20 protein-coding genes are annotated in these 24,105 nt (G+C 63.8%); 10 read left to right on the top strand and 10 right to left on the bottom strand.

The genetic code is table 11. The annotated features are described in order from the left end of the window. The first annotated feature begins 81 nt into the window (after positions 1–81). Positions 82–354 (top strand): hypothetical protein, encoded by a 273-nt coding sequence (locus M2267_RS04545; RefSeq protein ID WP_043616716.1) that lies wholly within the window; start codon positions 82–84, stop codon positions 352–354. A 51-nt stretch (positions 355–405) separates the two neighbouring features. Here the strand turns inward: M2267_RS04545 and ppdK are convergent, their stop codons facing one another. After that, the gene (gene ppdK / locus M2267_RS04540; RefSeq protein WP_043616713.1) at positions 406–3,072 is read right to left on the bottom strand and encodes a pyruvate, phosphate dikinase; all 2,667 of its coding nucleotides are present in this window, start codon (positions 3,070–3,072) and stop codon (positions 406–408) included. A gap of 317 nt (positions 3,073–3,389) precedes the next feature. Here ppdK and M2267_RS04535 point away from each other — a divergent pair, with 317 nt between their 5' ends. The 3 genes from M2267_RS04535 (at position 3,390) to M2267_RS04525 (ending at position 8,948) form a co-directional block, all read left to right on the top strand. After that, the gene (locus tag M2267_RS04535; protein ID WP_429112769.1) at positions 3,390–5,255 is read left to right on the top strand and encodes a caspase family protein; all 1,866 of its coding nucleotides are present in this window, start codon (positions 3,390–3,392) and stop codon (positions 5,253–5,255) included. A gap of 56 nt (positions 5,256–5,311) precedes the next feature. Next, positions 5,312–7,129: a caspase family protein gene (locus tag M2267_RS04530; RefSeq protein WP_429112767.1), complete on the top strand. Its 1,818-nt coding sequence runs from the start codon at positions 5,312–5,314 to the stop codon at positions 7,127–7,129. A gap of 64 nt (positions 7,130–7,193) precedes the next feature. Then, a complete protein-coding gene (locus tag M2267_RS04525; protein ID WP_429112764.1) occupies positions 7,194–8,948 on the top strand; it encodes a caspase family protein in 1,755 nt (584 codons plus the stop codon). 4 nt (positions 8,949–8,952) lie between these two features. Here M2267_RS04525 and M2267_RS04520 read toward each other — a convergent pair whose 3' ends face one another. From M2267_RS04520 to M2267_RS04510, 3 genes are all read right to left on the bottom strand, one after another. After that, positions 8,953–12,414: a chromosome segregation SMC family protein gene (locus M2267_RS04520; protein WP_429112761.1), complete on the bottom strand. Its 3,462-nt coding sequence runs from the start codon at positions 12,412–12,414 to the stop codon at positions 8,953–8,955. Between the two features lie 102 nt (positions 12,415–12,516). After that, complete coding sequence (locus M2267_RS04515) at positions 12,517–13,356, bottom strand: DsbA family protein (protein ID WP_429112759.1); 840 nt, start codon at positions 13,354–13,356, stop codon at positions 12,517–12,519. 218 nt (positions 13,357–13,574) lie between these two features. Continuing rightward, complete coding sequence (locus tag M2267_RS04510; RefSeq protein WP_043619908.1) at positions 13,575–14,081, bottom strand: DUF721 domain-containing protein; 507 nt, start codon at positions 14,079–14,081, stop codon at positions 13,575–13,577. A 92-nt stretch (positions 14,082–14,173) separates the two neighbouring features. Here M2267_RS04510 and mutY point away from each other — a divergent pair, with 92 nt between their 5' ends. The 3 genes from mutY to M2267_RS04495 all read left to right on the top strand — a co-directional run bounded on the left by mutY (position 14,174) and on the right by M2267_RS04495 (position 16,970). Beyond that, entirely contained in the window at positions 14,174–15,262 is a 1,089-nt protein-coding gene (gene mutY / locus M2267_RS04505; protein WP_402323168.1) for an A/G-specific adenine glycosylase, read from the top strand. 58 nt (positions 15,263–15,320) lie between these two features. Continuing rightward, positions 15,321–15,938 (top strand): HAD family hydrolase, encoded by a 618-nt coding sequence (locus M2267_RS04500; protein WP_429112755.1) that lies wholly within the window; start codon positions 15,321–15,323, stop codon positions 15,936–15,938. Between the two features lie 99 nt (positions 15,939–16,037). Next, positions 16,038–16,970 (top strand): hypothetical protein, encoded by a 933-nt coding sequence (locus tag M2267_RS04495; protein ID WP_429112753.1) that lies wholly within the window; start codon positions 16,038–16,040, stop codon positions 16,968–16,970. A 57-nt stretch (positions 16,971–17,027) separates the two neighbouring features. On the opposite strand, the gene M2267_RS04490 is transcribed toward M2267_RS04495, so the two are convergent. The 4 genes from M2267_RS04490 to M2267_RS04475 form a co-directional block, all read right to left on the bottom strand. Continuing rightward, positions 17,028–17,429, bottom strand: a complete 402-nt coding sequence (locus M2267_RS04490) for a YkvA family protein (RefSeq protein ID WP_429112750.1) — start codon at positions 17,427–17,429, stop codon at positions 17,028–17,030. A 240-nt stretch (positions 17,430–17,669) separates the two neighbouring features. After that, entirely contained in the window at positions 17,670–18,800 is a 1,131-nt protein-coding gene (locus M2267_RS04485) for a site-specific DNA-methyltransferase (protein ID WP_043619897.1), read from the bottom strand. Positions 18,801–18,997: 197 nt separating this feature from the next. Next, the gene (locus M2267_RS04480) at positions 18,998–19,348 is read right to left on the bottom strand and encodes an antibiotic biosynthesis monooxygenase family protein (RefSeq protein WP_402323172.1); all 351 of its coding nucleotides are present in this window, start codon (positions 19,346–19,348) and stop codon (positions 18,998–19,000) included. A gap of 3 nt (positions 19,349–19,351) precedes the next feature. Next, positions 19,352–19,672 carry an NIPSNAP family protein gene (locus M2267_RS04475; protein ID WP_043619930.1) on the bottom strand — a complete coding sequence of 107 codons (321 nt, stop codon included), beginning with the start codon at positions 19,670–19,672 and terminating at the stop codon, positions 19,352–19,354. 94 nt (positions 19,673–19,766) lie between these two features. Here M2267_RS04475 and M2267_RS04470 point away from each other — a divergent pair, with 94 nt between their 5' ends. After that, positions 19,767–20,447, top strand: coding sequence for an ArsR/SmtB family transcription factor (locus M2267_RS04470; RefSeq protein ID WP_429112747.1), 681 nt, complete (start codon positions 19,767–19,769; stop codon positions 20,445–20,447). A gap of 15 nt (positions 20,448–20,462) precedes the next feature. On the opposite strand, the gene M2267_RS04465 is transcribed toward M2267_RS04470, so the two are convergent. After that, on the bottom strand, positions 20,463–21,131 hold the full coding sequence (locus tag M2267_RS04465) for a GntR family transcriptional regulator (RefSeq protein WP_034801282.1): 669 nt from the start codon (positions 21,129–21,131) through the stop codon (positions 20,463–20,465). Positions 21,132–21,312: 181 nt separating this feature from the next. Here M2267_RS04465 and M2267_RS04460 point away from each other — a divergent pair, with 181 nt between their 5' ends. Both M2267_RS04460 and M2267_RS04455 read left to right on the top strand, forming a co-directional pair. Then, positions 21,313–22,008 carry an HAD family hydrolase gene (locus tag M2267_RS04460; RefSeq protein WP_043619891.1) on the top strand — a complete coding sequence of 232 codons (696 nt, stop codon included), beginning with the start codon at positions 21,313–21,315 and terminating at the stop codon, positions 22,006–22,008. Positions 22,009–22,236: 228 nt separating this feature from the next. Then, on the top strand, positions 22,237–23,343 hold the full coding sequence (locus M2267_RS04455; RefSeq protein WP_043619889.1) for an ABC transporter substrate-binding protein: 1,107 nt from the start codon (positions 22,237–22,239) through the stop codon (positions 23,341–23,343). Positions 23,344–23,411: 68 nt separating this feature from the next. On the opposite strand, the gene M2267_RS04450 is transcribed toward M2267_RS04455, so the two are convergent. Next, positions 23,412–23,963: a hypothetical protein gene (locus M2267_RS04450; protein ID WP_043619928.1), complete on the bottom strand. Its 552-nt coding sequence runs from the start codon at positions 23,961–23,963 to the stop codon at positions 23,412–23,414. Between the last annotated feature and the right edge of the window lie 142 nt (positions 23,964–24,105).

Below are 24,105 nucleotides of genomic sequence, written 5' to 3'. Positions count from 1 at the left end.
CGTGCCGCTCGATCGCTCACGGCGAGACGCACACCGCTACGGCTTCACACGACCCGGTTGTGCCCAGGAGGCGCGAGAACCATGATGACCCGATTGTCCATCCTTATCGCAGCTGCGCTTCTCTTAACGGCGTGCCAGACGATGACGCCGGAGGAAAGGCGCATCGCCGACGGCAACACCTGCGCATCCTACGGCTTCCGCCGCGGCACCGATGCGTTTGCCACCTGCCTGCAGCGGATCGAACTCGACCGCCGCGCCGAATCGCGCGCCTTCCGCTATCAGAACGACATGATGATGTGGGGCTGGGACCGCCCCGTCATCGTCTCGCGACCGGTGATCGTCCAGGCCAAATGAGGCGATCACGGCCGAGCCAACACCGCCTGGGCGGCGCTGGCTCTTGGCTTGTTACCCCTTGCCGTTGATCGCAGCCTGGGCTGCTGCGAGCCGGGCGATCGGCACGCGGAAGGGTGAACAGGAGACGTAGTCGAGGCCGGCATCTTCGCAGAAGCGGATCGAGGCCGGGTCGCCGCCGTGTTCGCCGCAGATGCCGAGCTTCAGGCCGTTCTTGGTGCGACGACCACGCTCCGCTGCGATCTGGATCAGTTCGCCGACGCCATCGAAATCGAGCGAGACGAAGGGATCCTGCTCGATGATGCCCTTCTGCTGGTAGGTCGCCAGGAACTGCGAGGCGTCGTCGCGCGAGATGCCGAAGGTCGTCTGCGTCAGGTCGTTGGTGCCGAAGGAGAAGAAGTCGGCCGCTTCGGCAATCACACCGGCACGCAGGGCTGCGCGTGGCAATTCGATCATCGTTCCGACCAGATAGTCGATGCCGATGCCGGCTTCGCCGATCACCTCCTTGGCGACCGCATCGATGCGCGCCTTGACGTAATCGAGCTCGGCCTTGAGGCCGACCAGTGGCACCATGATTTCGGGAACGACGGCCGCTCCGGTCTCGTGCGCCGCTTCGACGGCCGCTTCGAAGATGGCGCGCGCCTGCATCTCGGCGATCTCCGGATAGGAAATCGCCAGCCGGCAGCCGCGATGGCCGAGCATCGGATTGAACTCGTGCAGTTCGTCGACACGCTGGCGCAGTTCCGACGCATCGAGCGAGAGCGCGCCGGCAACGTCGGCGATCTCCTCGTCGGTCTTCGGCAGGAACTCGTGCAGCGGCGGGTCGAGCAGGCGGATCGTCACCGGCAGGCCGTGCATGATCGAGAACAGTTCGGCGAAATCCGAGCGCTGCATCGGCAGGAGCTTGGCGAGCGCCGAACGGCGACCGTCTTCGTCGTCGGCGAGGATCATCTCGCGCATGACGTTGATACGGTCGTCCTCGAAGAACATGTGCTCCGTGCGGCAGAGGCCGATGCCTTCGGCACCGAAGGAGCGTGCGGCGCGCGCATCCGCCGGCGTTTCGGCATTGGTCCTGACGGTCATCCGGCGCGTCGCGTCCGCCCAGGCCATGATCTTGCCGAAGTCGCCGGAAAGTTCCGGCTGCAGCATGGCGATCGCGCCCTTCAGCACCTGGCCGGACGAGCCGTCGATGGTGATGATGTCGCCCTTCCTGAGCGTTACGCCGCCGGCGGTCAGCGTTTCGTTGCGAAGATCGACGCGGATGCTGCCGGCGCCCGAAACGCAAGGGGTGCCCATGCCGCGGGCAACCACGGCGGCGTGGCTGGTCATGCCGCCGCGGGTCGTCAGAATGCCTTCGGCGGCATGCATGCCGTGGATGTCTTCAGGGCTGGTCTCGACGCGGACGAGGATGACCTTGCGGCCTTCCTTGTCGGCCTGCACCGCTTCCTCCGAGGTGAAGACAATCTCACCCGTCGCAGCCCCCGGCGAGGCCGGAAGGCCCGAGCCGATGATGTCGCGGCGTGCGTGCGGATCGATGGTCGGGTGCAGCAGCTGGTCGAGCGAGGCGGGATCGATGCGGGCGACGGCCTCCTGTTCGGAGATCAGCCCCTCCTCCGCCATGTCGACCGCAACCTTCAGCGCCGCCTTGGCGGTGCGCTTGCCGGAGCGCGTCTGCAGCATCCAGAGCGTGCCGCGCTCGATGGTGAATTCGAGATCCTGCATGTCGCGATAGTGGCGCTCCAGCGTATCGCAGATCGAGCGAAACTCGGCGAAGGCCTCCGGCATCAGCTTTTCCAGCGACGGCTTGTCGGAACCGGAACCGATGCGCGCGGCTTCAGTGATATTCTGCGGCGTGCGAATGCCGGCAACGACGTCCTCGCCCTGCGCGTTGACCAGAAACTCGCCGTAAAGCTCGTTCTCGCCGGTCGACGGGTTGCGGGTGAAGGCAACGCCGGTCGCCGAGGAATTGCCGAGATTGCCGAAGACCATCGCCTGGACGTTGACGGCGGTGCCCCAGGCGGCGGGGATGGCGTGCAGGTGGCGATAGGTGATCGCCCGCGGGTTCATCCAGCTCGAAAACACGGCGCCGATCGCGCCCCAGAGCTGAACCTCCGGGTCCTGCGGAAAGGGTTCGCCCAGCGCTTCCTCGATCGCTTCCTTGTAGCGGGCGATGACGCTCTGCCACTCGACAGCCGAAAGCTCGGTATCCTGCTCATGCCCGAGGCGCGCCTTCTCGTCCTCAAGGATTTCCTCGAAAACGTCGTGGTCGACGCCCATGACGACGTCGCCATACATCTGGATGAAGCGGCGATAGCTGTCCCAGGCAAAGCGCGCGTCGCCTGCGTCGTGACCGAGCGCATGCACCGACTGATCGTTGAGACCGAGGTTGAGAACCGTGTCCATCATGCCGGGCATGGACGCGCGTGCGCCCGAGCGAACCGAAAGCAGCAGCGGCCGGGCGGTGTCGCCGAAGACGCGGCCGGTCACCTCTTCCATCCGGCTGATCCCCTCGCGCACCTGGTCGCGCAGGCCATCCGGCATCTGCCTTTCATTGTCGAAGAAGCTGTTGCAGGCATCGGTGATGATCGTCAGGCCCGGCGGAACCGGCAGCCCGAGGTTGCACATTTCGGCAAGGTTGGCGCCCTTGCCACCCAAGCGTTCACGATCACCCGCACGTCCCTCGGCCTTGCCCCCACCGAAGGTATAAACCCATTTCGTCATGCCTGCTCTCCACCCAGAAACAGTCTTTAATGACGATTTACAGTATATGCTTCAGGCTGAAAATGCACCCGGCGAAGATTTATGCTGCAGCGCATCATTTTCTGTAACATTGCTACACATCGCGCTTCACTTCTCACAAAACGTGTCGGTGGCTTCAAATTGCAGCCGAAATTCCTGAAAAGGCTGCGCCACGCCAGCCGATCCGACATTGCCCGAAACATAACAATTATCTAATATACAGATGCGCGATGGGGGTGCATCCAGGAATATCCCGTCATGGCAATCCGTTTCCGTCTCGATGGCTCGGAGGGTCGGTCATGAGGTGGCGTGCAGATCTGACAACCTGGCTGCTTTCGGCGCTCATGGTCCTTTTCACCATGGGAAACGCCTTTGCCGAGGAAAACGGCAAGCGGCTGGCGCTCGTCGTCGGCATGAGCAATTACGTGCTCGCCGGAACGCTGCCCAATGCCGCCCGCGATGCGGAAGCATTCAACACCTTCCTCAAGGGCCAGGGGTTCGATACGAACCTCGTGCTCAACGCCGATCGCCGCGGCCTTGCCGGCGCGCTCTCAGAGTTTTCGCGCAAGATCGGGCCAGACGATACCGCCCTGTTTTACTATGCCGGCCACGGCATGCAGCTGCACGGCGAGAATTTCCTCGTTGGCACCGATGCCAAGCTCGAAAGCGAATTCGACGTGCCGGCCGAGACCGTGGCGCTGTCCGAGATCATCGGCGCGATGGAAAAACGCGCCCGCATCTCGATGGTCTTCCTCGACGCCTGCCGCAACAATCCGCTCGCCGAGCGGCTGACGCGCGAAGTCGAGGGTGCGACCCGCGGTGCCGCGACGAGAGGCCTGGCGCCGATCGAAACACAGAGCGGCGGCACGCTCGTCGCCTTTGCCGCAGCCCCGGGACAGGTCGCCGCCGACGGCACCGACGGGCATTCGCCCTTTACCCGGGCGCTGATCGCCAATCTCTCCGGCGCCGGTCTCGAGGTTGGCACCGCCTTCAAGCGGGTCGTGCGCGACGTGCGCAAGGAGACGCAGGGCAAGCAGCAACCGCAGATCCTGTCCTCCCTGTCACTGGAGTTCTATTTCGGGCCGGAGACCGTAACGCCGCCGACCCCCGTGGTGCAGACCCCTGCGGTCCAGACGACCGTGCCACAGAGCGCGACGGTCCAGCCGGCACTCACCGTACCGGCCATCGATCCCGAAACGTTTGAAGCGGAGAAGGACTTCAAGAAAGCGCTGAAGATCGGCACGGCGCGCATCTGGCACTTCTTCGTCGAAAAGCACCGAACAGGCGAATATGCCGACCTCGGACGGCAAGCGCTGGCACAGATCGAACCGGCGGCCATGCGCAACGAGGCGCATCTGCCGCAAGCCGTCGAAGCGCAGCTCCTGCCGGGCAAGGACCAACGACGAGACATTCAGCTGGCGCTTGCCTCACGGGGATTTGCAGCAGGTACGGCCGATGGCGTCTTCGGCGGACAAACCAGGGACGCGATCAAACGCTTCCAAAGCACCAACCAGCAGCCGGCAAGCGGCTTCATCACCGAGAACACGGCGGCCGCCCTCGGCATAAAGGTCAACGCCCGTGCCGAAGGCATCTACAGCGCGACGAAAGCCCGGCGATACGACGTCGCCAACCTTGAGGGGCTGGAAACCGATCAGACCGTCCTGCGGGCGCTGACCTGCCTGCGCCACTTCGAGACCGTCTACGGCGTGTTCGGAGGGCACCTCTATGTCGCCGTTCACACGGGTACGATCCTGGCCGTCTATGCGCGGGGAATTGCCGGCGGTTGCGGCGCCCACCTCGCCTCGATTTCATCTCCGGAAGAAAACGCGTTCGTTGCATCGCTTTTCAATTCCGACCCGAGCTTCTTTGAGACCGGATACGACCCGAGAGGAAACGTCAGCTACAAGATGGGGCCATGGATCGGCCTGACACAGGACCCGCAGGGCAAAGAGCCGAAAGGCGGTTGGCACTGGGATAACGGCGCGCCGATGACCTACACGAAGTGGTATCCGGACATGCCGAACGAAGACAAGAAGGGCGACGACATCGGCATGTACTTCTCCCAGCGCACAGGCAGGGCCGACACGAAATCCGTCTACGTCGACACCTGGGACGACATGGGGCCAACCGATGGAACGGCCGGTCTCATTCTTGAATTCGAGTGAAAGAACGATCAGGCGCGACCGCGCCGTTGAACGGAGCGCAAGTCGGAGGGTCGCTCATGAAATGGCGTGTGATGCTGCTGTTCCTCTCCCTTTCGGTTCCGCTCGCAAGCGGCAATGCCTTTGCCGAAGGAAACGGCAAGCGGCTGGCGCTCGTCGTCGGCATGAGCAATTACGTGCTCGCCGGAACGCTGCCCAATGCCGCGCGCGATGCGGAAGCATTCAACACCTTCCTCAAGGGCCAAGGGTTCGAAACGAACCTGGTGCTCAACGCCGATCGCCGCGGCCTTGCCGGCGCGCTCTCAGAGTTTTCGCGCAAGATCGGGCCAGACGATACCGCCCTGTTTTACTACGCCGGCCACGGCATGCAGCTGCACGGCGAGAATTTCCTCGTTGGCACCGATGCCAAGCTCGAAAGCGAATTCGACGTGCCGGCCGAGACGGTGGCGCTGTCCGAGATCATCGGCGCGATGGAAAAGCGCGCCCGCATCTCGATGGTCTTTCTCGACGCCTGCCGCAACAACCCGCTCGCCGAGCGGCTGACGCGCGAAGTCGAGGGTGCGACCCGCGGTGCCGCGACGAGAGGCCTGGCGCCGATCGAAACACAGAGCGGCGGCACGCTCGTCGCCTTTGCCGCAGCCCCGGGACAGGTCGCCGCCGACGGCACCGACGGGCATTCGCCCTTTACCCGGGCGCTGATCGCCAATCTCTCCGGCGCCGGTCTCGAGGTTGGCACCGCCTTCAAGAGGGTCGTGCGCGACGTGCGCAAGGAAACGCAGGGCAAGCAGCAACCGCAGATCCTGTCGTCCCTGTCACTGGAGTTCTATTTCGGGCCCGAAACCGTAACGCCGCAACCGCGACCTGAGGCCGTCCAGCCGACACTCGCGGTGCCGGCCGCCGACCCCGCCGCGCTCGTGGCAGAGGTCGATTTCAAGAAGGCGTTGAGGATCGGAACGCCGCGGATCTGGCGCTTCTACATCGAAAAGCACCGTACCGGCGAATATGCCGAACTCGCACGCCGGACGCTTGAGCAGATCGAACCGGCGGCGGTGCGCAACCAGTCGCATCTGCCGCAAGCCGTCGAGGCGCGACTGTTGCCGGACAAGGGCCGGCGACGCGATATCCAGTTGGCGCTGACGGCAAGAGGCTTTGACGTCGGCACTGCCGACGGTGTTTTCGGCGGGCAGACGCGCGACGCCATCAAGCGTTTCCAGGGCGCCAACAGCCAGAGCGGTACGGGCTTTGTCACCGAACAGACGGCCGAAAAGCTCGGCGTGAAAGTCAACGGCGCAGCCGAAGGTCTCTACAGCGCCAAGACGGCGCGCGTCTACGACATAAACGACCTCAAGGGGCTGGAGACAGATCCGCGCGTCCTTACCGCCATCAAGTGTCTCGGCGGGTCCCCAACGGTCTACGGCGCCTTCGAAGGGCATCTCTACGTCGTCGCAAGGACCGGACCAGCCCGTGCCTTTTATGCCGAACTCCTCGCCAAGAACTGCGGCACCCACGTCGCGTCGATCTCATCTCAGGCGGAAAACAGCTTCATCGCTTCGCTCTTCAACGCGGACCCGACCTTTATCGACACGGGTTACTACCCGCCGGACAACATCAGCTACAAGATCGGCCCATGGATCGGGCTCGTCCAAGACCCGCAGGGCAAGGAGCCGAAAGGCGGCTGGCGGTGGGACGATGGCGAGGCCCTGACCTATTCGAAGTGGTTTCCGGGGATGCCGAACGAGAGCAAGCCGGGCGACGATACCGCGATGTATTACCTTCACCGGGAAGGTCGGCTCGATTTGACCAACGCCTATCTCGACACATGGGACGATATGGGGCCAGGCAACTCGGCTGTCAGCGTCGTGCTCGAATTCGAATGAAGAGGCCCGGCTCAGACAATCCGTTTCCGGCTCAGGGGCTCGGAGGGCCGTCATGAGATGGCGCATGTTGATCACATCCCGGCTGCTGTCGGTCGTGATCGTCCTTTTTGCCGTCGGGCACGCTCACGCTGAAGACGGCAGGCGGCTGGCGCTTGTCGTTGGCATGACGGACTACGTTGCGGCTGGCGTGCTGCCGAATGCCGTGCGCGACGCCGAAGCCTTCGATGCTTTTCTTAAAGAGCAGAGCTTTGAGACCGATCTGGTGCTCAATACGAACCGTCGCGGTCTTGCCGAGGCGCTCGCGCGCTTCTCCCGCAAGCTTGGTCCCAACGATGTCGCCTTGTTCTACTATGCCGGTCACGGCATGCAGTTGCGCGGCGAGAACTTTCTCGTTGGCACCGATGCGCGGCTCGAAAGCGAGTTTGACGTTCCGGCCGAAACCATGCCGCTTTCGGAGATCATGAACGCGCTGGAACAACGCGCGAAAATCTCCCTGATCTTCCTCGACGCCTGCCGCAACAATCCGCTCGCAGACAGGCTCAACCGCGACGTGGCGGGCACAAGCCGCGGCGGCGCCACCAGAGGCCTCGCACCGATCGAAACGCAGGGCGCCGGCACACTCGTTGCCTTTGCCGCGGCGCCCGGACAGGTGGCGGCCGACGGAACCGACGGGCATTCGCCCTTCACCCGGGCGCTGATCACCAATCTCTCCGGCCCAGGGGTCGAAATCGGCACCGCCTTCAAGCGGGTGATCCGTGAGGTGCGCTCGGCGACGGGCGGCAAACAGTCGCCGCAGATCCTCTCCTCGCTCGACCTGGAGTTCTATCTCGACGGCAGCGCCACGGCTGAAGCACCCCAACCGTTAAAAGCCGACAATGTCGATATCGCCGCGCTCGACTTCAACAAGGCGATGCGCGTGGACACGGCCAGGACCTGGAAGCGCTTCATCGCCAAACATGGCGAGAGCAACTATGCCGACGCGGCGCGCCAGTCCATTCAGCGGCTCGGCAAAAGCAACGACTTCAAATCATCGCTGGCTGCGATGGCGCAGGAACAGAAGATGCTCGACAGCAAGGACAAGCGCGCGACCGCGCAGCTGGCCCTGCAGAGCAAGGGTTTCGACACGGGTGCTACGGACGGCGCCTTCGGTGGCCAGACACGCAGGGCGGTCACGGCGTTTCAGGCGGCCCGCGGGCTGAAGCAATCCGGATTTCTCGACCAGGAGACCGGCGCGAGCCTGGGCCTCACCTTTGCCCGCATCGACCAGGACATTCTTTCGGCCGCCAGCGCACGGCGCTATGACGCCACCGATCTCGAGGGACTGGAGGACGAACCGGTGATCGCCATGGTGCGGTGTCTTTCGCCTCTGCCACTGATATACGGCACCTTTGCCGGACACCTCTATGCAGCGGCCTATGACGGGCAGCAGATCGGCTGGCAGGAAGCAAAAGCGATCGCCGAGCGCTGCGGCGGTCACCTTGCCACGATCGATTCCAGCGATGAAAACACCTTCGTCGCCTCGCTCGTGAATACCGACGACCGGTTCTTCAGCAGTTCGTTCGAAGGCGGCGAGCACCGGCGGGTCGGGCCATGGCTCGGGCTTTCAAACGAAAACGGCAGTGCCGAAGGGTGGAGATGGACAACGGGTGCTGCCGTCAACTTCGGCAGATGGTTCAGGCGGCCGCCGGAAAAGACAGGGGCGGCAACGCTTTACGCGGCCTATCGGGCCAACAAGGTCCCCCTGTCCGCCTACGTCGACACCTGGGAGGCGCGCGATCCATCGCGGCCGGTCTCGGGTTTCATCGCCGAATTCGAATGAACGATCAGACGACTTCGCGCAGGCGCTCGGCGGTCTGCAGGTCGACAGAGACGAGCTGCGAGACGCCTTGCTCGGCCATGGTCACGCCGAACAGGCGGTTCATGCGCGCCATGGTGATTGGATTGTGGGTGATGATGATGAAGCGGGTTTCGGTCGAGGCCGCCATCTCGTCCATCAGGTTGCAGTAGCGTTCTACATTGTGGTCGTCGAGCGGGGCGTCGACTTCGTCGAGCACGCAGATCGGCGCAGGATTGGTGAGGAACACGGCGAAGATCAGCGCCATCGCCGTCAACGCCTGTTCGCCGCCCGATAGCAACGTCATCGTCTGCGGCTTCTTGCCCGGCGGACGGGCGAGAATTTCAAGACCCGCTTCCAGCGGATCGTCGCTCTCGATCAGCTGCAGCTCCGCCGTGCCACCGCCGAAGAGGTGGGTGAACAGCCGCTGGAACTGCACGTTGACGACGTCAAAAGCGGCGATCAGGCGCTCGCGGCCCTCGCGGTTCAGGTTCTGGATGGCGCTCCTCAGCTTGCGGATCGCCTCGATGACGTCGTCGCGCTCTCGCAGCAGGAGGGCGAGCTTTTCCGAAAGCTCCTTCTGCTCCTCTTCTGCGCGCAGGTTGACGGCGCCAAGCCGCTCGCGCTCGATCTTCAGCCGTTCGAGCTCGCGCTCGACATTGCGCATGTCGGGCAGCGCCTCGTCGACGGCAAGTCCCGTCAATCGCATCACTTCGTGCGGCGGGCAGGAGAGCGCTTCCTGAATACGCGCCTCGATCTCGACGCGGCGTTCACGGGCGGAGACCAGGCGCTCCTCGGCGCGGCCGCGCTTTTCGCGCGATTCGGCCAGTTCGGACAGCGCGGTTGCGGCCAGACGGTCGGCCTCGCGCTGGCGGTTCTCGGCCTCGGCAAGCAGATCGGCCGCTTCGCGCCGCGCCGCTTCCGCCTTCTGCAACTCATTCATCAGCGCCCGGCGCTTGTCCTCGAACTCGTCGGGCGCATCGATCAGTTCTTCCACCTCGTCGCGGGCTTCCGCTTCGCGGTCACGCAGGGTGGCGATATGTTCCTCGGCGCTGGCGGCACGCGCCTTCCAGGTCTGCCGTTCCGCCCCGATCGCGGCGATGCGACGCTGGCGGGCCTCGTTCTCGCGCGCCAGGCCATCATGAGCGGCGCGGGCCTCGGCGACGGCGGCGCGATCGGCAGCGACTTCGGCCGTCTGCGTGCGCAGCTTCAGTTCCAGTTCGGAGAGATCCGGCGCGTCCGCCAGCGCGTCGTTGGCCGTCTCGATCTGCTCGGCCACCTCTTCGACCTGCGCTTCGATCTGGCTGCGCGATTCGGCAAGCACCGCCCGCCTGCGTGCAAGGTCGCCGGAGGCGCGTTCGGCCGCAGCAAGCGCGTCACGGGCCTCGCCAAGCTGTCGGGTGATCATGCGTTGCGCGTCGCGCGCAAGCCGCAGCCTTTCGTCCTCGGCGCGAATACGGCTACCGGCGGCGGCAAGTTCGGCCTCGGCGCGGCGCAACGCTTCCGCCGCACCGTCTGCCTCCGCGTCGAGCTCGGCCAGCCGGTTCTTCTGCGCCAGCCGCAAGGCGGCAGCACTTGGCGCCTCGGAGCCGGTGACGTGGCCGTCCCAGCGCCAGACGGAGCCCTGCTTGGTGACAAGGCTCTGGCCGGGTTTCAAGAGGGGCAACAGCCGCTCGGCATCCGCCTCGTTTGCGACGATGCCGATCTGCTTCAGGGCGCGGGTCAGCGCGTCGGGCGCCTTCACATGCGCAATCAGCGGGCTGACGCCTTCCGGCAAATCGGCGTCGCCGGCATGGTCCCCGGGCGTGCGCCAATGGGCGGGCGCATCGGTTTCAAGCGGTGAGTCGAGATCGTCGCCCAGTGCGGCACCGAGGGCTGTTTCGAAGCCTCGGTCGACCTTCATCTCCTCGACGACGGCGGGATAGGCGCCACCGGCCACCGCCTCAAGCATGCGCCGGATGGTGCGCGCTTCTGTCTCGATGCCGTTCAGCACGGCGCGGGCGCGATCCACGGGCTGGCGCGCTTCGACCTCCGTGCGCCGCGCTTCGGCGAGGCTTTCCTCGATCGCGATCACATTGCTTTCAGCTTCTTCCAGCGCAGCTTCTGCGACCTCGACCTGGCCCTGCTTTTCGTGCGGATCAGGAAGGGCTGCCATCTGGCGGTCGAGTTCGTCGAGATCGCGCGACTGGTCGCCAAGCTGGCGGGCAAGGCGCGCCTGGCGCTCCGAGAGGTCGCGCAGCGTGCGCTCCAGCTGGTTGCGACCGGCCTGCGCCTCGGCACGTTCCGCCGTCAACCGCGCCAACAATGCCTCGCTGCCGACGAGTTTTTCGTTCGCCTCTTCGAGGCGCTCGCGCGCTTCCGTCGCACGGTCGTCGGCCTCGGCGAGCATGTCGCTGAGTTCGGCTTCCTCTTCGTCGAGGCGCGAAAGAATGCCGGCATTGTCGACGACAAGGCGCTCTTCGCGGGCGATGTCCTCGGCCAGTTGCGCCAGCCGGCGCTGCAACTCGTCGCGGCGTCTGAGGATGCGGCCGGCGTCTTCTTCGAGCTGCGAACGGGCGATCTGCAGGCGCTGGAGGGCGGCGGCGAACTTCGCTTCGTTCTCGCGCAGCTCCGGCAGCTTCAGGCTGGCGATCGCCTGGTCCTTGGCCGCCTGCATCTGCTGCTGCGCCTTTTCCGCAACCAGCGCCGTCACCTGATTGAGTTGGCTCGTCGCCTCGGCCTCCGCCTCCTTGGCCTGCACCCAGCGAATATGGAACAGGATCGCCTCATGCTTGCGGATATCGGCCGAAAGCATCTTGAAGCGGTTGGCCTGGCGCGCTTGGCGCTTGAGGCTCTCGATCTGGCTTTCGAGCTGCGAGGTGACGTCGTCGAGGCGTTCGAGATTGGTCTCGGCGGCACGCAGGCGCAGCTCCGCCTCATGGCGGCGCGAATGCAAGCCGGAGATGCCGGCCGCCTCTTCCAGGAGCTGGCGCCGGGCTTGGGGCTTGGCAGCGATCAGTTCGCCGATGCGCCCCTGCCCGACCATCGACGGCGAGCGTGCGCCAGTCGACGCATCGGCGAACAGAAGCTGCACGTCCTTGGCGCGCGCTTCCTTGCCGTTGATCCGGTAGACCGAGCCCTGCTCGCGCTCAATGCGGCGGCTGACCTGGATCTCGTCGCTGTCGTTGAAGGCGGCGGGCGCCGTGCGGTCGCTGTTGTCGAGATAAAGGCCGACCTCGGCCGTGTTGCGCGCAGGACGGTTGCCGGATCCGGAAAAGATCACGTCGTCCATGCCGGAGGCGCGCATGTTCTTGTAGGAGTTCTCCCCCATCACCCAGCGCAACGCTTCGACGAGGTTCGACTTGCCGCAACCGTTCGGTCCGACGACGCCGGTCAGCCCCCGCTCGATGATGAATTCGGTCGGTTCGACGAAGGACTTGAAGCCGAGCAGGCGAAGCTTGTTGAACTTCATGGGGTGAACACTGGGGTGATATCCCCCCCTCTGCCATCAGCCCAGACAAGAAAAACGGGCGCACGGCTGCTGCCGTCGCCCGTTTTCAGGAAAAGCGAAGGATCAGAGCTTGCTGTCGATGAGGGCCGACATAACGTCAACCGACATGTCCCCCGAATAGTGCTCGCCATTGACAAAGAAGGTCGGCGTCGACTGAACCCCGAATTCCTTGGCGCCCCGTTGCATAACAGAGTTCACATCATCCAGAAGTTTTTGGTTCGTCAAGCAGGCCTCGAAGCTCTCCTGTGTAAAACCGGCGAGTTTGGACATCTGCAGCAGGGCGTCGCGGCCATTCTGGGCTGCAGCCCACTGCTGCTGCTGCTTGAAGAGCATCGAGATCATCGGGAAGTACTGGCCTTCCGGAGCGCAGCGCGCCAGCATGAAGGCGGCCGCAGCGCGCGGGTCGAACGGGAATTCGCGCAGCACGAAGCGGACCTTGCCGCTGTCGACATACTTGGTCTTGATCGCTTCGAAGGTGTTGTTGTGGAAGGCGGCGCAGTGCGGGCAGGTCATCGACATGTATTCGACGATGGTCACCGGCGCGTTGGCGTCACCGATCGCCATTTCCGGCAGAGCACCCGGCTCCATCAGCTTGGCGACGTCGACGGAACCTTCCGACGAGGGGAGCTCGACCTTGACGGGCGCGGCGGTCGTCTGCGCGACTTCGGTGCCGGCAGCAGGCTTGGTTTCGGTGGTGGCCGGCGTCGCGGTCGTCGATGCGGTGGTCGTTGCGTCCGTTACCGGCTTGGTTTCGGTCTTCGCTGCCGTCTCGGTGGCTGCGGCCGGGGCGGTCGATGCCGTTTCCTTCTTTTCGTCGCTGCAGGCAGCAAGCACCAGGGCGACGGTTGCGATGGCGGCACCGCTGAGCAGGCGCTTGGTAAGGTTCATTGCGGAAGCGGACATGATTTGACCCGTGTTCGGAGGGAATTGCAGTGCGGATTCGATATCTTGCCGCGCGCAGGGCGGCAAGTGGCGCGGCGTCAACAGAATTCAAAGAATTGTGACCGACCGATGGCTGCCCGGAAGCGCAGTTCGACCTGGATATCCGCGCCTTGCGCTTTAGGCCTCTGGTTTTCGCATGCCGTCGCCGCAAACCGCTGGGGAGTTTTGCGCGACATGCCTTAGCGTCGGCGTGGGTTGAGCACAGCGGTGCCCAGTCGCCGCAGGGCCGCCTTCAGCTCTTCGCTTTCGATGCCTTCGACCATCGTTTCGAGCCGGCGCGCGGGCTCGCCCGAAAGCGGCTTCGGCTTGCCGCGGTGCTTCGGTTGTTGGGAGACGGGCTTCTGGACGATGCGCAGCTGGCCGATGGCATAAAAACCGAAGAAGCCGTTGATCCGTTGGATCAGTTCACCCTGTGCATGGGTCAGAAACAGGGCGCGCGCGCCCTCGCAGGCAACCGTCAGCACGCCCGGCTGGTGCCCGCCCTCGCCCATGATCTCGGAGGCGCGCCGCGGCCAGGCGATCTTTTCGGGCCGCGTGCAATCGGCAAAGTCCTCGCCGGCGATTTCGTCCCAGGAGCCGAGCAGCATGGTGTTGATGCCCGCGCGCTTGGCGAGCACCGGGTCGATCAGGCCATTCGCGACTTCGCTGATCTGGACAACGCCCTTCCGGGACTTCTGCTCGCTCACGTATGGACTTTCTGTAGGCAATGTCGATTGAGCCTTGATGCTGCGGCTCCGCTTCGCCAAGTATAGGCCGGAAAAGGAACTTCCGGCAAATCATGCACGATACGATACCGGCGGCAGACGCCGCACCCCTGCTTTTGGAATGGTACGACAGGCACCATCGCGACCTGCCCTGGCGGGTTTCGCCGCCCATGGCGCGCCGAGGCATCGTCGCCAATCCCTATCACGTCTGGCTATCCGAAGTGATGCTGCAGCAGACGACGGTGCAGGCGGTAAAGGCCTATTTCGAAAAGTTCCTGTCGCTGTGGCCGACCGTCGAGGATCTGGCGCAGGCCGACAATGAGGACGTGATGAAGGCATGGGCCGGGCTCGGCTACTATGCCCGCGCCCGCAACCTGAAGAAATGCGCCGAGGCCGTCGCGAACGATCACGGCGGCCGTTTTCCCGATACGGAGGACGGGCTGAAGTCGCTGCCCGGCATCGGCGACTATACAGCCGCCGCGATTGCGGCAATCGCGTTCAACCGCAGAAGCGCCGTTCTCGACGGCAATGTCGAGCGGGTGATCTCGCGCCTCTATGCGATCGAGACGCCGCTGCCGGCGGCAAAGCCCGAGATGCGGGGCCGCGTCGCCGCGCTCACCCCCGGCGAGCGCCCGGGCGACTTCGCCCAGGCGATGATGGATCTCGGCGCGACGATCTGCACGCCGAAGCGCCCCGCCTGCTCGCTCTGTCCCTTCCGCGCCCACTGTCGTGCGCTTTCCGTAGCAGACCCCGAAACCTTTCCGCGCAAGGCGCAGAAGAAGGACAAGCCGCTTCGGCGCGGTGCTGCCTTCGTCGCGATCGACGGCGACAACGCGGTCTATCTGCGCAAGCGGGCCGAGACGGGCCTGCTTGGCGGCATGACCGAAGTGCCCGGCACCGACTGGACGTCGCGGCAGGACGGCGACACCTCGCTTGCCTCGCAACCCTTTGCGGCCGCCTGGGAAGATTGCGGCACCATCAGCCACGTGTTCACGCATTTCGAGTTGCGTCTCTCGGTCTACCGCGCCAATGTCGCGCGCGCGGGAACGCAGGGCAACGGGTGGTGGGAGCCGGTTCACTCACTGAGCGCCCAGGCGCTGCCGACGGTGATGAAGAAGGCGATCGCCCAGGCGATCCCACATGCCTTCAAGGCGGAACGCTAGCGCGGTACGGGGTCACCCGTCCCGCTTCACTCCGAAAGTTCAAGCAGGGAATACGTTCATGAGCAGCATCGATATCCGTCACATCGTCTTCGACATCGGCAAGGTGCTGATCCACTACGACCCCAACCTGCCCTATAGCCGCATCATCCCCGATGAGGCCGAGCGCGAGTGGTTCTTTGCCAATGTCTGCACCCATGACTGGAACATCGAGCAGGACCGCGGCCGTTCCTGGGAAGAGGCCGAAGCGCTGCTGATCAAGGACTTCCCCGAGCGCGAAGAGCAGATCCGCGCCTTCCGCAAATATTGGCAGGAGATGGTGCCGCACGCCTATGTCGAGACGGTCTCACTGATGGAGCGGCTGATTGCCGAAGGCCGCGACGTGACGATGCTGACCAACTTCGCTTCCGATACGTTCCGAGAGGCACAGGTCCTCTACCCCTTCCTGACCTTGCCGCGCGGCGTTACCGTTTCGGGCGACGTCAAGCTCATCAAGCCCGAAATCGCCATCTATGAGACGCACACGCGGACCTTCGATCTCAACCCGTCGGCCACGCTCTTCATCGACGACAGCATTCCCAACGTCGAAGCCGCGCGGCTTGCCGGTTGGCACGCGGTGCATTTCGTCGACCCGGAAAAGCTGAAGGCCGATCTCGCCGGCTACGGCATTCATCCGTAGGCTGAAACTACCGATCGAACATGGCTTCTGCTCGTGGCGGCACGATTCCGCCACGAATCATATTCACTACCTCCGATTGCGTGATCGCAGAGGTAATATATGAATAGTTTAGAATTTTCAGTAATTCCAGACGGCGCCGCCAAGGACGCCTTCATCGACGAACTCTACGCGACGACCGAGGCCAGCTTTCGCGACGAGGTTTCTCGGCAAGAATTCGGTGAACGGTATTCAGAGACCCGTTTCGTCGTCGCCAGAAGCGGTGCCAAATTGGCGGGCTGGCTCAGCCTTCGACCGCCGACTGAAGGCGACGACAAGAGAGCGGCCGATCGAGGCTGGCACGCCATGCCATCGCACGACCTGCACGACGCAGAAATTCTGGCGCAACTCTTTCGGCTTGCAGCCGTGGAGGCCGGATCAGAAGGCATCATCTGGCACTCCCGAAAAACCGCCCTCAACCAGCAGGTCGTCGAAATGACCGGCGCGACAGCGCTTCGAGATCTGTTCAGGACCTGGCAGGCGCCATCTGAGCGCTGGCCGGCCGCAATCGCAAAACCCGAGGACGGTGCCGTCGTTTACGCCGTTCACGCGGCTCTACCGGAAGATCTCCTCACAAAGTTCGTGAACTTCCTTACACGCGCGGGGATATCGGACTGCAGTGGAGAAACCTGCACCACGACCTGGGACGCGGACGCTGTCGCCCAACGTATCGCTGACTGGGATGAGGGCGGGCTGCTGATGCAGTGGCTGGAACATCACGACCTCGTCGTCGCCGAAGCCTACGCCTTTGTCTGGAGCGATGAAATGATGATCCACATCACCGAACACAAGGCCCCCTCTCCCGGGCTGATTGCCCTGGTTACCGCCCTGCTTCAGCGCATTCCCACGGTCTATCCCGATACCAGGGTCGCCACGGTCGAATTACAGAAAGACGAAAGAGCGCGCCTCGAGCCTGTGCTCGCCAGTTGCGGCTTCGAGGATAAGGGCGCCCGAGCCCTCTACCACTTGCATCCACAGGGAACGCCGGCTCTCTAAAGGCGGCGTATCCGCCATTCAACGCGCCGTGGCGGCACGGGTCGCCGCCGCGCATTGTCAGGGCCCGGCGGCGATGAAGCGCCATGCCAGCCAGGCCGCAAGGACAGCGGCCACGAACCAGATGCTCAGGATTGCAATAAGGCCGCTTCGGCCGGACGGACGCCCTTCGAGTGTTGTCGCCCGCTCTCGGAATTCTTCCATCAGCGCCGGCGGCACCAGACGCACCGCCAAGAGGATGCCGAGCGGAACGAGGACCAGGTCATCGAGGTATCCGAGTATCGGAATGAAGTCCGGGATCAGGTCGACCGGCGAGAGTGCATAAGCCGCCACAGCACCGGCAACGAGTTTCGCCGAAAGCGGCGTTCGACGATCTCGCGCGGCGAACCAGAGCGCAACGACGTCCCGTTTGATTTGCCGCGCCCATTGCTTCACGCGCTGGAGACGATCGGGCAAGGCCATGCGGATGACACTCTTGTTCGGATGAAAGCTGGTCTGCCCGAACCCTATTGGCGGATGCGTAGATTGGCAATCGGCCTCAGGGCTGGCCGGTTGCTTCATACGCTCGGTCCTATGGCCCGGACATACAAATGCCCGGAATCCTCACATCGAGGGTTCCGGGCATTTAAAGCTCTCCTTCCGGGACTGAAGGTACAAAAACCGGTCAGAGCGCTTTTCGAAGGATCCGGCGGAACTGGTTGATCAGTTCAGTTTTGCCAGATCATTTCGAATGACGGTTCTGAGTTCGTCGATGGGCTTCAGGGTGTTCCCCTCTTCGAAGTGCCAGAATGTCCATCCGTTGCATGCATCAAGCCCCTGCACCTTGGCGCCCAGGCGATGAATTGAGCCGGCCTCGCCGCCGGAAGCGACCGTGCCGTCGGCGCGAACGATGGCGCTGTAGCGGCGCTTGGCGTCCGTCAGAACCGTGCCGGGCTTGATCAGCCCGCTTTCGATCAGCGTGTTGAAGGCGACCCGCGGCTCTGCCTTCTTGCCGGTCATGACCGACAGCATCGCCTTGCCGAGCGGCTCGACGGCGTCGATGCGCGCAGAGGCCGCGTCGATGTAGTCCTGCTCGCGCTCGATGCCGACGAAATGGCGGCCGAGGCGCTTGGCGACGGCGCCGGTCGTGCCGGAGCCGAAGAAGGGATCGAGAATGACGTCGCCCGGCTTGGTCGAGGCCATCATGATGCGGGCAAGCAGCGCTTCCGGCTTCTGGGTCGGATGCACCTTCTTGCCGTCGTCGTCCTTCAACCGCTCGTGGCCGGAGCAGATCGGGAACAGCCAGTCGGAGCGCATCTGCACGTCGTCATTGGCCGCCTTCATCGCATCGTAGTTGAAGGTGTAGCCCTTGGCGCTGGCGTTCGGCGTCGCCCAGATCAGCGTTTCATGGGCGTTCTGGAAACGGCGGCCCTTGAAGTTCGGCATCGGGTTGGTCTTGCGCCAGATGATGTCGTTGAGGATCCAGAAGTGCAGGTCCTGGAGGATCGCGCCGACACGGAAGATGTTGTGATAGGAGCCGATCACCCAGAGGGTGCCGGTCGGCTTCAGCACGCGGCGGCAGGCGAGCAACCAGGCGCGGGTGAAGGCGTCATAGGCCTCGAAGGAAGCGAACTGGTCCCACTCGTCATCGACGGCATCGACCACCGACTGGTCGGGGCGGGTCAGCATGCCGCCGAGCTGGAGGTTATAGGGCGGGTCGGCGAAAACGACGTCGACCGAATTGTCGGGAAGCGCATTGAGCGCGGCCACGCAGTCACCCTTGATGATGGTGTCTAGCCAGCCCTGCGGACGGGCGGAGCGGGAGACTTCGGCAAGCGAAACAACTGAAGACATGGACAACTCGCAAATACGCTTACTCGGAACGGATCATGGAGCTTATGGTTACCGAAGATGGTTACCAAAGCCTGAAGGCCGTTTCGAAAAAGTGCGTAGTCACGCTATGTTAGAGAGGTCTTCTGGAGTGAACAGGAAAGGCGGAAACGGGTGTTCACCCGCCTCCTGCCGCAGCGTTTAGGCGTCTCGGACGCACTTCACCTGTTGTCGTGAAAGGCGCGGCTGTCCGAGGGTGCCTCATGGCGCTCATTCAGCCCGTAGTCGCGGATCACGGAAGCGATGCGCAGGCGGTAGTCTGCAAAGACGCCGTGGCGCCCGGCATCCTGGGCGGCCCGATGTTCGGCGCCGTTCCGCCAGGCCTTCACCGCCTCCTCGTCGCGCCAGAAAGACAGGGAAAGCACCTTGTCGGGATTGGTCAGACTCTGGAACCGTTCGATCGAGATGAAGCCATCGATGTCGTCGAGAAGCGGCCGCAGGTCGGCGGCAATGCCGAGATAGGCGTCACGCCGGCCCTCGGCCGGCAGGACTTCGAAGATGACGGCAATCATGGTTCACTTTCCTCCAGTTGGCATCGAGACGTTCTTCAGGAAAATCCGATCTTCCTTCAGGATAAACCGCTCGCGGCGTGAGAAGGCATAATTTTCCCGGCCGAGCGGATCGGCAGCAAGCCGGGCGCGATAGGCCTCGTATGCCGCGAGGTTCTCGATGTTGTAAACGCCGTAAGCCGTCGTCGCCGATCCCTCGTGCGGACCGAAATAGCCGATGAGATCGGCGCCGCAGCGCGGAATGACTTCGCCCCAATTGCGCGAATAGGTGGCGAACTCGTCCTTTTTAAAGGGATCGATTTCGTAGCGGATGAAACAGGTGATCATCGTCATCTCCAGGTCCTTGGGGCCTTTCGCCCGGTCTTCGATGAGGTGACTATGCCCGCTTGTCTGTCGGGAATGCTTCGATTACGATCGAAGTATGAAGGAAGGTCCAGACATCGCTCTCATCGGTTCGCTGATCGGCGATCCCGCCCGCGCCAACATGCTGACGGCGCTTATGGGCGGCAGCGCGCTGACCGCAACCGAGCTTGCCGCCCATGCCGGCATCACGCTGCAGACCGCCAGCTCCCATCTCGCCAAACTTGAGGCCGGCGGCCTGCTCAGCCAACGCAAGCAGGGCCGTCACCGTTATTTTCAGCTGGCAGAAGACGAAGTCGGGCTGATGCTCGAGAACCTGATGGGCTTTGCCGCCGGCCGCGGCATGACCCGCCACCGGCCCGGGCCGAAAGATCCGGCACTGCGTAAGGCGCGCGTCTGCTACAACCACCTGGCCGGCGACTATGGCGTGCGCATGTATGACAGCCTGATTGCCGAAAATCAGATCGAAGTCACCGGCGACGACCTGGCGCTGACGCCCGACGGGCAAAGCCGGATCGAGGCGCTCGGCATCGACTATACGGCGCTGAAAAAATCCCGCCGCCCGATATGCCGCACCTGCCTCGATTGGAGCGAGCGCCGTTCGCACCTGGCCGGCTCGCTTGGCGAAGCGCTGCTGACGCTGTTCATCGACAAGGGCTGGGCCAAGCGCGAGGCGAACAGCCGCGTCATCCGCTTCACCGCCAATGGCGAGAAGGCTTTCTCCGAGCTGTTTCCGCAGTAGCTGCTGCCAGCCACTTTAGCCGACGATGGAAAAGGCCTCACGGGTTTCGCCCGCGGCGGTCCTGACCGGCGTCTTGCCGATCCAGCCCACATGCCGTTCGAGGATCTTTGCCGCCTCGTCGCCCCGGCCCTCGCGCAAGGCGGCGAGAATCGCGCGGTGATCGTGGTCGGTGCGCGCCTCCCAGCTCGTGCGCCAGGCGGAAAACAGGAAGCGGGCGCTCGCCGCATGCAGATCGTCGATCGCCGCAAGCAGCCGTGGCATGCCGCAAGGTTCGAGTATCAGCCGATGGAAGGCGCGGTTTGCCGCCTCCCAGGAGCGCACGTCGCGCGATGTATCGGCGGCGGCCGTGGCCATCTCGGCCCGATCGAGGATCGCCGGCGTCAGATGCGGGATGGCATGGCGAAGCGCCAGAACCTCCAGCACCGCGCGCATTTCGGCGACCTCCCTCACCTCCTTCAGGTCGAAGGAGGCGACGCGAACGCCGCGGCGCGGTTCGCTGACGGCAAGGCCCTGGGCCTCCAGCCGCCGAAAGGCTTCGCGGACGGGTACATGGCTCGCACCGAATTCCTCGGCGATATGATCCTGCCGCAAGCGCTCTCCCGGCATCAACATGCCGGAGATGATCCGCTCGGCCAGGGCCTTGCTGATGCGACTTGCGAGCGTATCGTCCTGCTGCTTTTCCATCGCCTACTGATAGAGCCGCGAAACAATGCTGTCGAGCAAGCGCAGCGGCGGTTTCGACAATTTCCAATGGTTGAGCTTTGGCCTACCATCGTATAAAAGCTCTGCCGTACGAAAGCCCCGCGCCGCGCGAACATTCCTCCCCCCCGCCTGCGGCGCCTCTCCTCCCAGGGAACTGTTCCATATGACCGGTATCGATCTCATCATTTTTGATTGCGACGGCGTTCTCGTCGATTCCGAAATCATCGCGTCGGAAGTCGAAGCAGCACTGCTGACAGAAGCGGGTTACCCGATCAGCGTCGAGGAAATGGCGGAGCGTTTTGCCGGCATGACCTGGCACAACACGCTGCTGCAGATCGAGAAGGAAGCGAGCATTCCGCTTTCGGCCCAGCTCATCAGCAAGGTCGACACCATCCTCGACGAGCGCCTGGCCCGCGACCTCAACATCATCGACGGCGTCAAGCCGATGCTGGCGCAACTGACGCTGCCGCACTGCATCTGCTCTAACTCGACCTCGGCCCGACTTGCCATGATGCTCGGCAAGGTCGGCATCAAGGACCATTTCGGCCGCCACATCTATTCGGCGCGCGACCTCGGCGCCGACCGCGTCAAGCCGAAGCCGGACATTTTCCTGCACGGCGCCAAGCAGATGGGCGTCGACCCGTCGCGGGTGCTGGTGATCGAGGATTCCGTCCACGGCATCCACGGTGCACGTGCCGCCGGCATGCGCGTCGTCGGCTTCACCGGCGGTTCGCACACCCATCCCTCGCATGCCGACCAGCTGACCGAAGCGGGTGCGGAAACGGTGATTTCGCGCATGACGGCGCTGCCGGGCGTGATCGCGGCCCTTTCCGCATGGTCGGAGTCGATGACGGCCTAATTGGCCGCAGGCGGTTGCGCACCGCCATGCCCCTTTCGCTCCGGCTTTCGGCCGGAGCGGGAAAGAAGCCTTCGGCCAACACGGCAGACGTCCAATTAGACGCCAAGGGACATGATGACACATTGCAGTGGCGTCACGTCCCCTAGAAAATCTTCCCGGTTTTCGAGGAGCCGCGCACGAGGGCCGTACCAAGCAAGCCCCATCGGGGTATTTTTAGGAGGAAACACAATGCGTCTTTCAATGTTGACCGGCCTGACCCTGGCGGCCAGCGTCGCCTTCGGCCCGCTCGCCTTCGCCGACATCACCATTGGCGTGATCACGCCGCTTACCGGCCCGGTCGCGGCCTATGGCGAGCAGGTGAAAAACGGCGCGGAAACGGCTGCAGACGAGATCAACAAGGCTGGCGGCATCAATGGCGAAAAGATCGTGCTGAAGATGCTCGACGACGCCGGCGATCCGAAGCAGGCCGTTTCGGTTGCCAACCAGGCTGCCGGCGAAGGCATCCGCTACGTCGTCGGTCCGGTTCTGTCCGGCACCTCGATGGCGGCTTCGGACATCCTTGCCGAAAACGGCATCCTGATGGTGACGCCGACGGCAACAACGCCTGACCTCACCACCCGCGGTCTCTGGAACGTGCTGCGCACCTGCGGCCGCGACGACCAGCAGGCCGAGGTTGCGGCCGCCTATGTGCTCAAGAACCTCAAGGACAAGAAGGTCGCCGTACTGCACGACAAGGCGCCTTACGGCAAGGGCCTCGCTGATGGCTTCAAGAAGGCGATCAACGCTGGCGGCATCACCGAAGTCGTCTATGAAGGCCTGAACCCGGGCGACAAGGACTTCAGCGCCATCGTCACCCGCCTGAAGGCCGAAAACGTCGATGTCGTCTACTTCGGCGGCTACCATCCGGAAGGCGGTCTGCTCGCACGCCAGATGCACGACCAGGGCGTGAAGGCGCAGATCTTCGGCGGCGACGGCCTGTCCAACACCGAGTTCTGGGCAATCGGCGGCGAAGCTGCGACCGGCACGGTCTACACCAATGCCAGCGACGCGACCAGCAACCCGGCCTCCGCTCCGGCTGTCGAAGCGCTGAAGGCGAAGAACATCCCGGCCGAAGCCTTCACGCTGAACGCCTATGCTGCCGTCCAAGTGCTGAAGGCCGGCATCGAGAAGGCGGGCTCCGCTGAGGACGCGACCGCGGTCGCAACCGCGATCAAGTCGGGCGACGCCATCGACACGGTTCTCGGCAAGCTGACCTACAGCGAAGCCGGCGACCTCACCTCGCAGGCTTTCTCGCTCTACAAGTGGGAAGGCGGCAAGAGCGTTCCGGCTGAATAAGCCGCACACAATGGAAATGAAAACGCCGGGGCAAGCCCCGGCGTTTTTTATGCGGCATGGGCCGCTGCTTATTTCTTCTTGCCCTTGGCCGGCGGACCTTCGTCGAAGCCGACATAGACGGTAACGTTGGATCCGGCACCGGCCGGCAGCGTCACGTTGGCCTTGGTGAAGACGAACTGGCCGGAGCCGGTCGAGGGGATCTCGACGGCGTGCTGGGTCAACTCGGAATAAAGCGTCTTGTCCTCATCGGTCGCCGCAACGCGGATCGGCATCGTGACCTTGCCGGGGCCGCCCGCGGGTCCGCTGACCACGCGTCCCTGAACCACCACGGTCATCGTCAGCGAGTTCTCGCTCTGGACGCACTGGCGCGTGGTGTCGGCAAGAGAGGCCTGGTAGACGACCTTGGTCGGGTCGTTCTTGGCGCCCTTGGCGTAGCTGGTGAAGACCGACGTGCCGTCACGCAGGATGACCTGCGGGCACGCGGCCTGAACGACGGCCGGCGTCGGAGCAGCGGCACTGCCGCCTGCGTCGATCGCCCCACCGGATTGAGTCTGATTGCAGCCGGCGAGGACCGCGAGAAAAGATATTGCGAGAACAGGCCGGGATACTTTGCCAAACACGTTGAACAACCTCTGCTGGACCGGTTGAAACTCCTTGACCGAAATCTCGGCCGGAAGACCTTTCATGGCCTTCGGGCATCGTCTATAGCAGCGACAAACTGAAAAATCGATTGGGTCAGTCCGTCCCTTCCGAATTTTCCGA

Source organism: Ensifer sp. KUDG1 (genome assembly GCF_050434285.1).
In the GTDB taxonomy this organism is placed as follows: Bacteria; Pseudomonadota; Alphaproteobacteria; order Rhizobiales; family Rhizobiaceae; genus Ensifer.
This window is presented reverse-complemented; position numbering and strand designations above follow the sequence as displayed.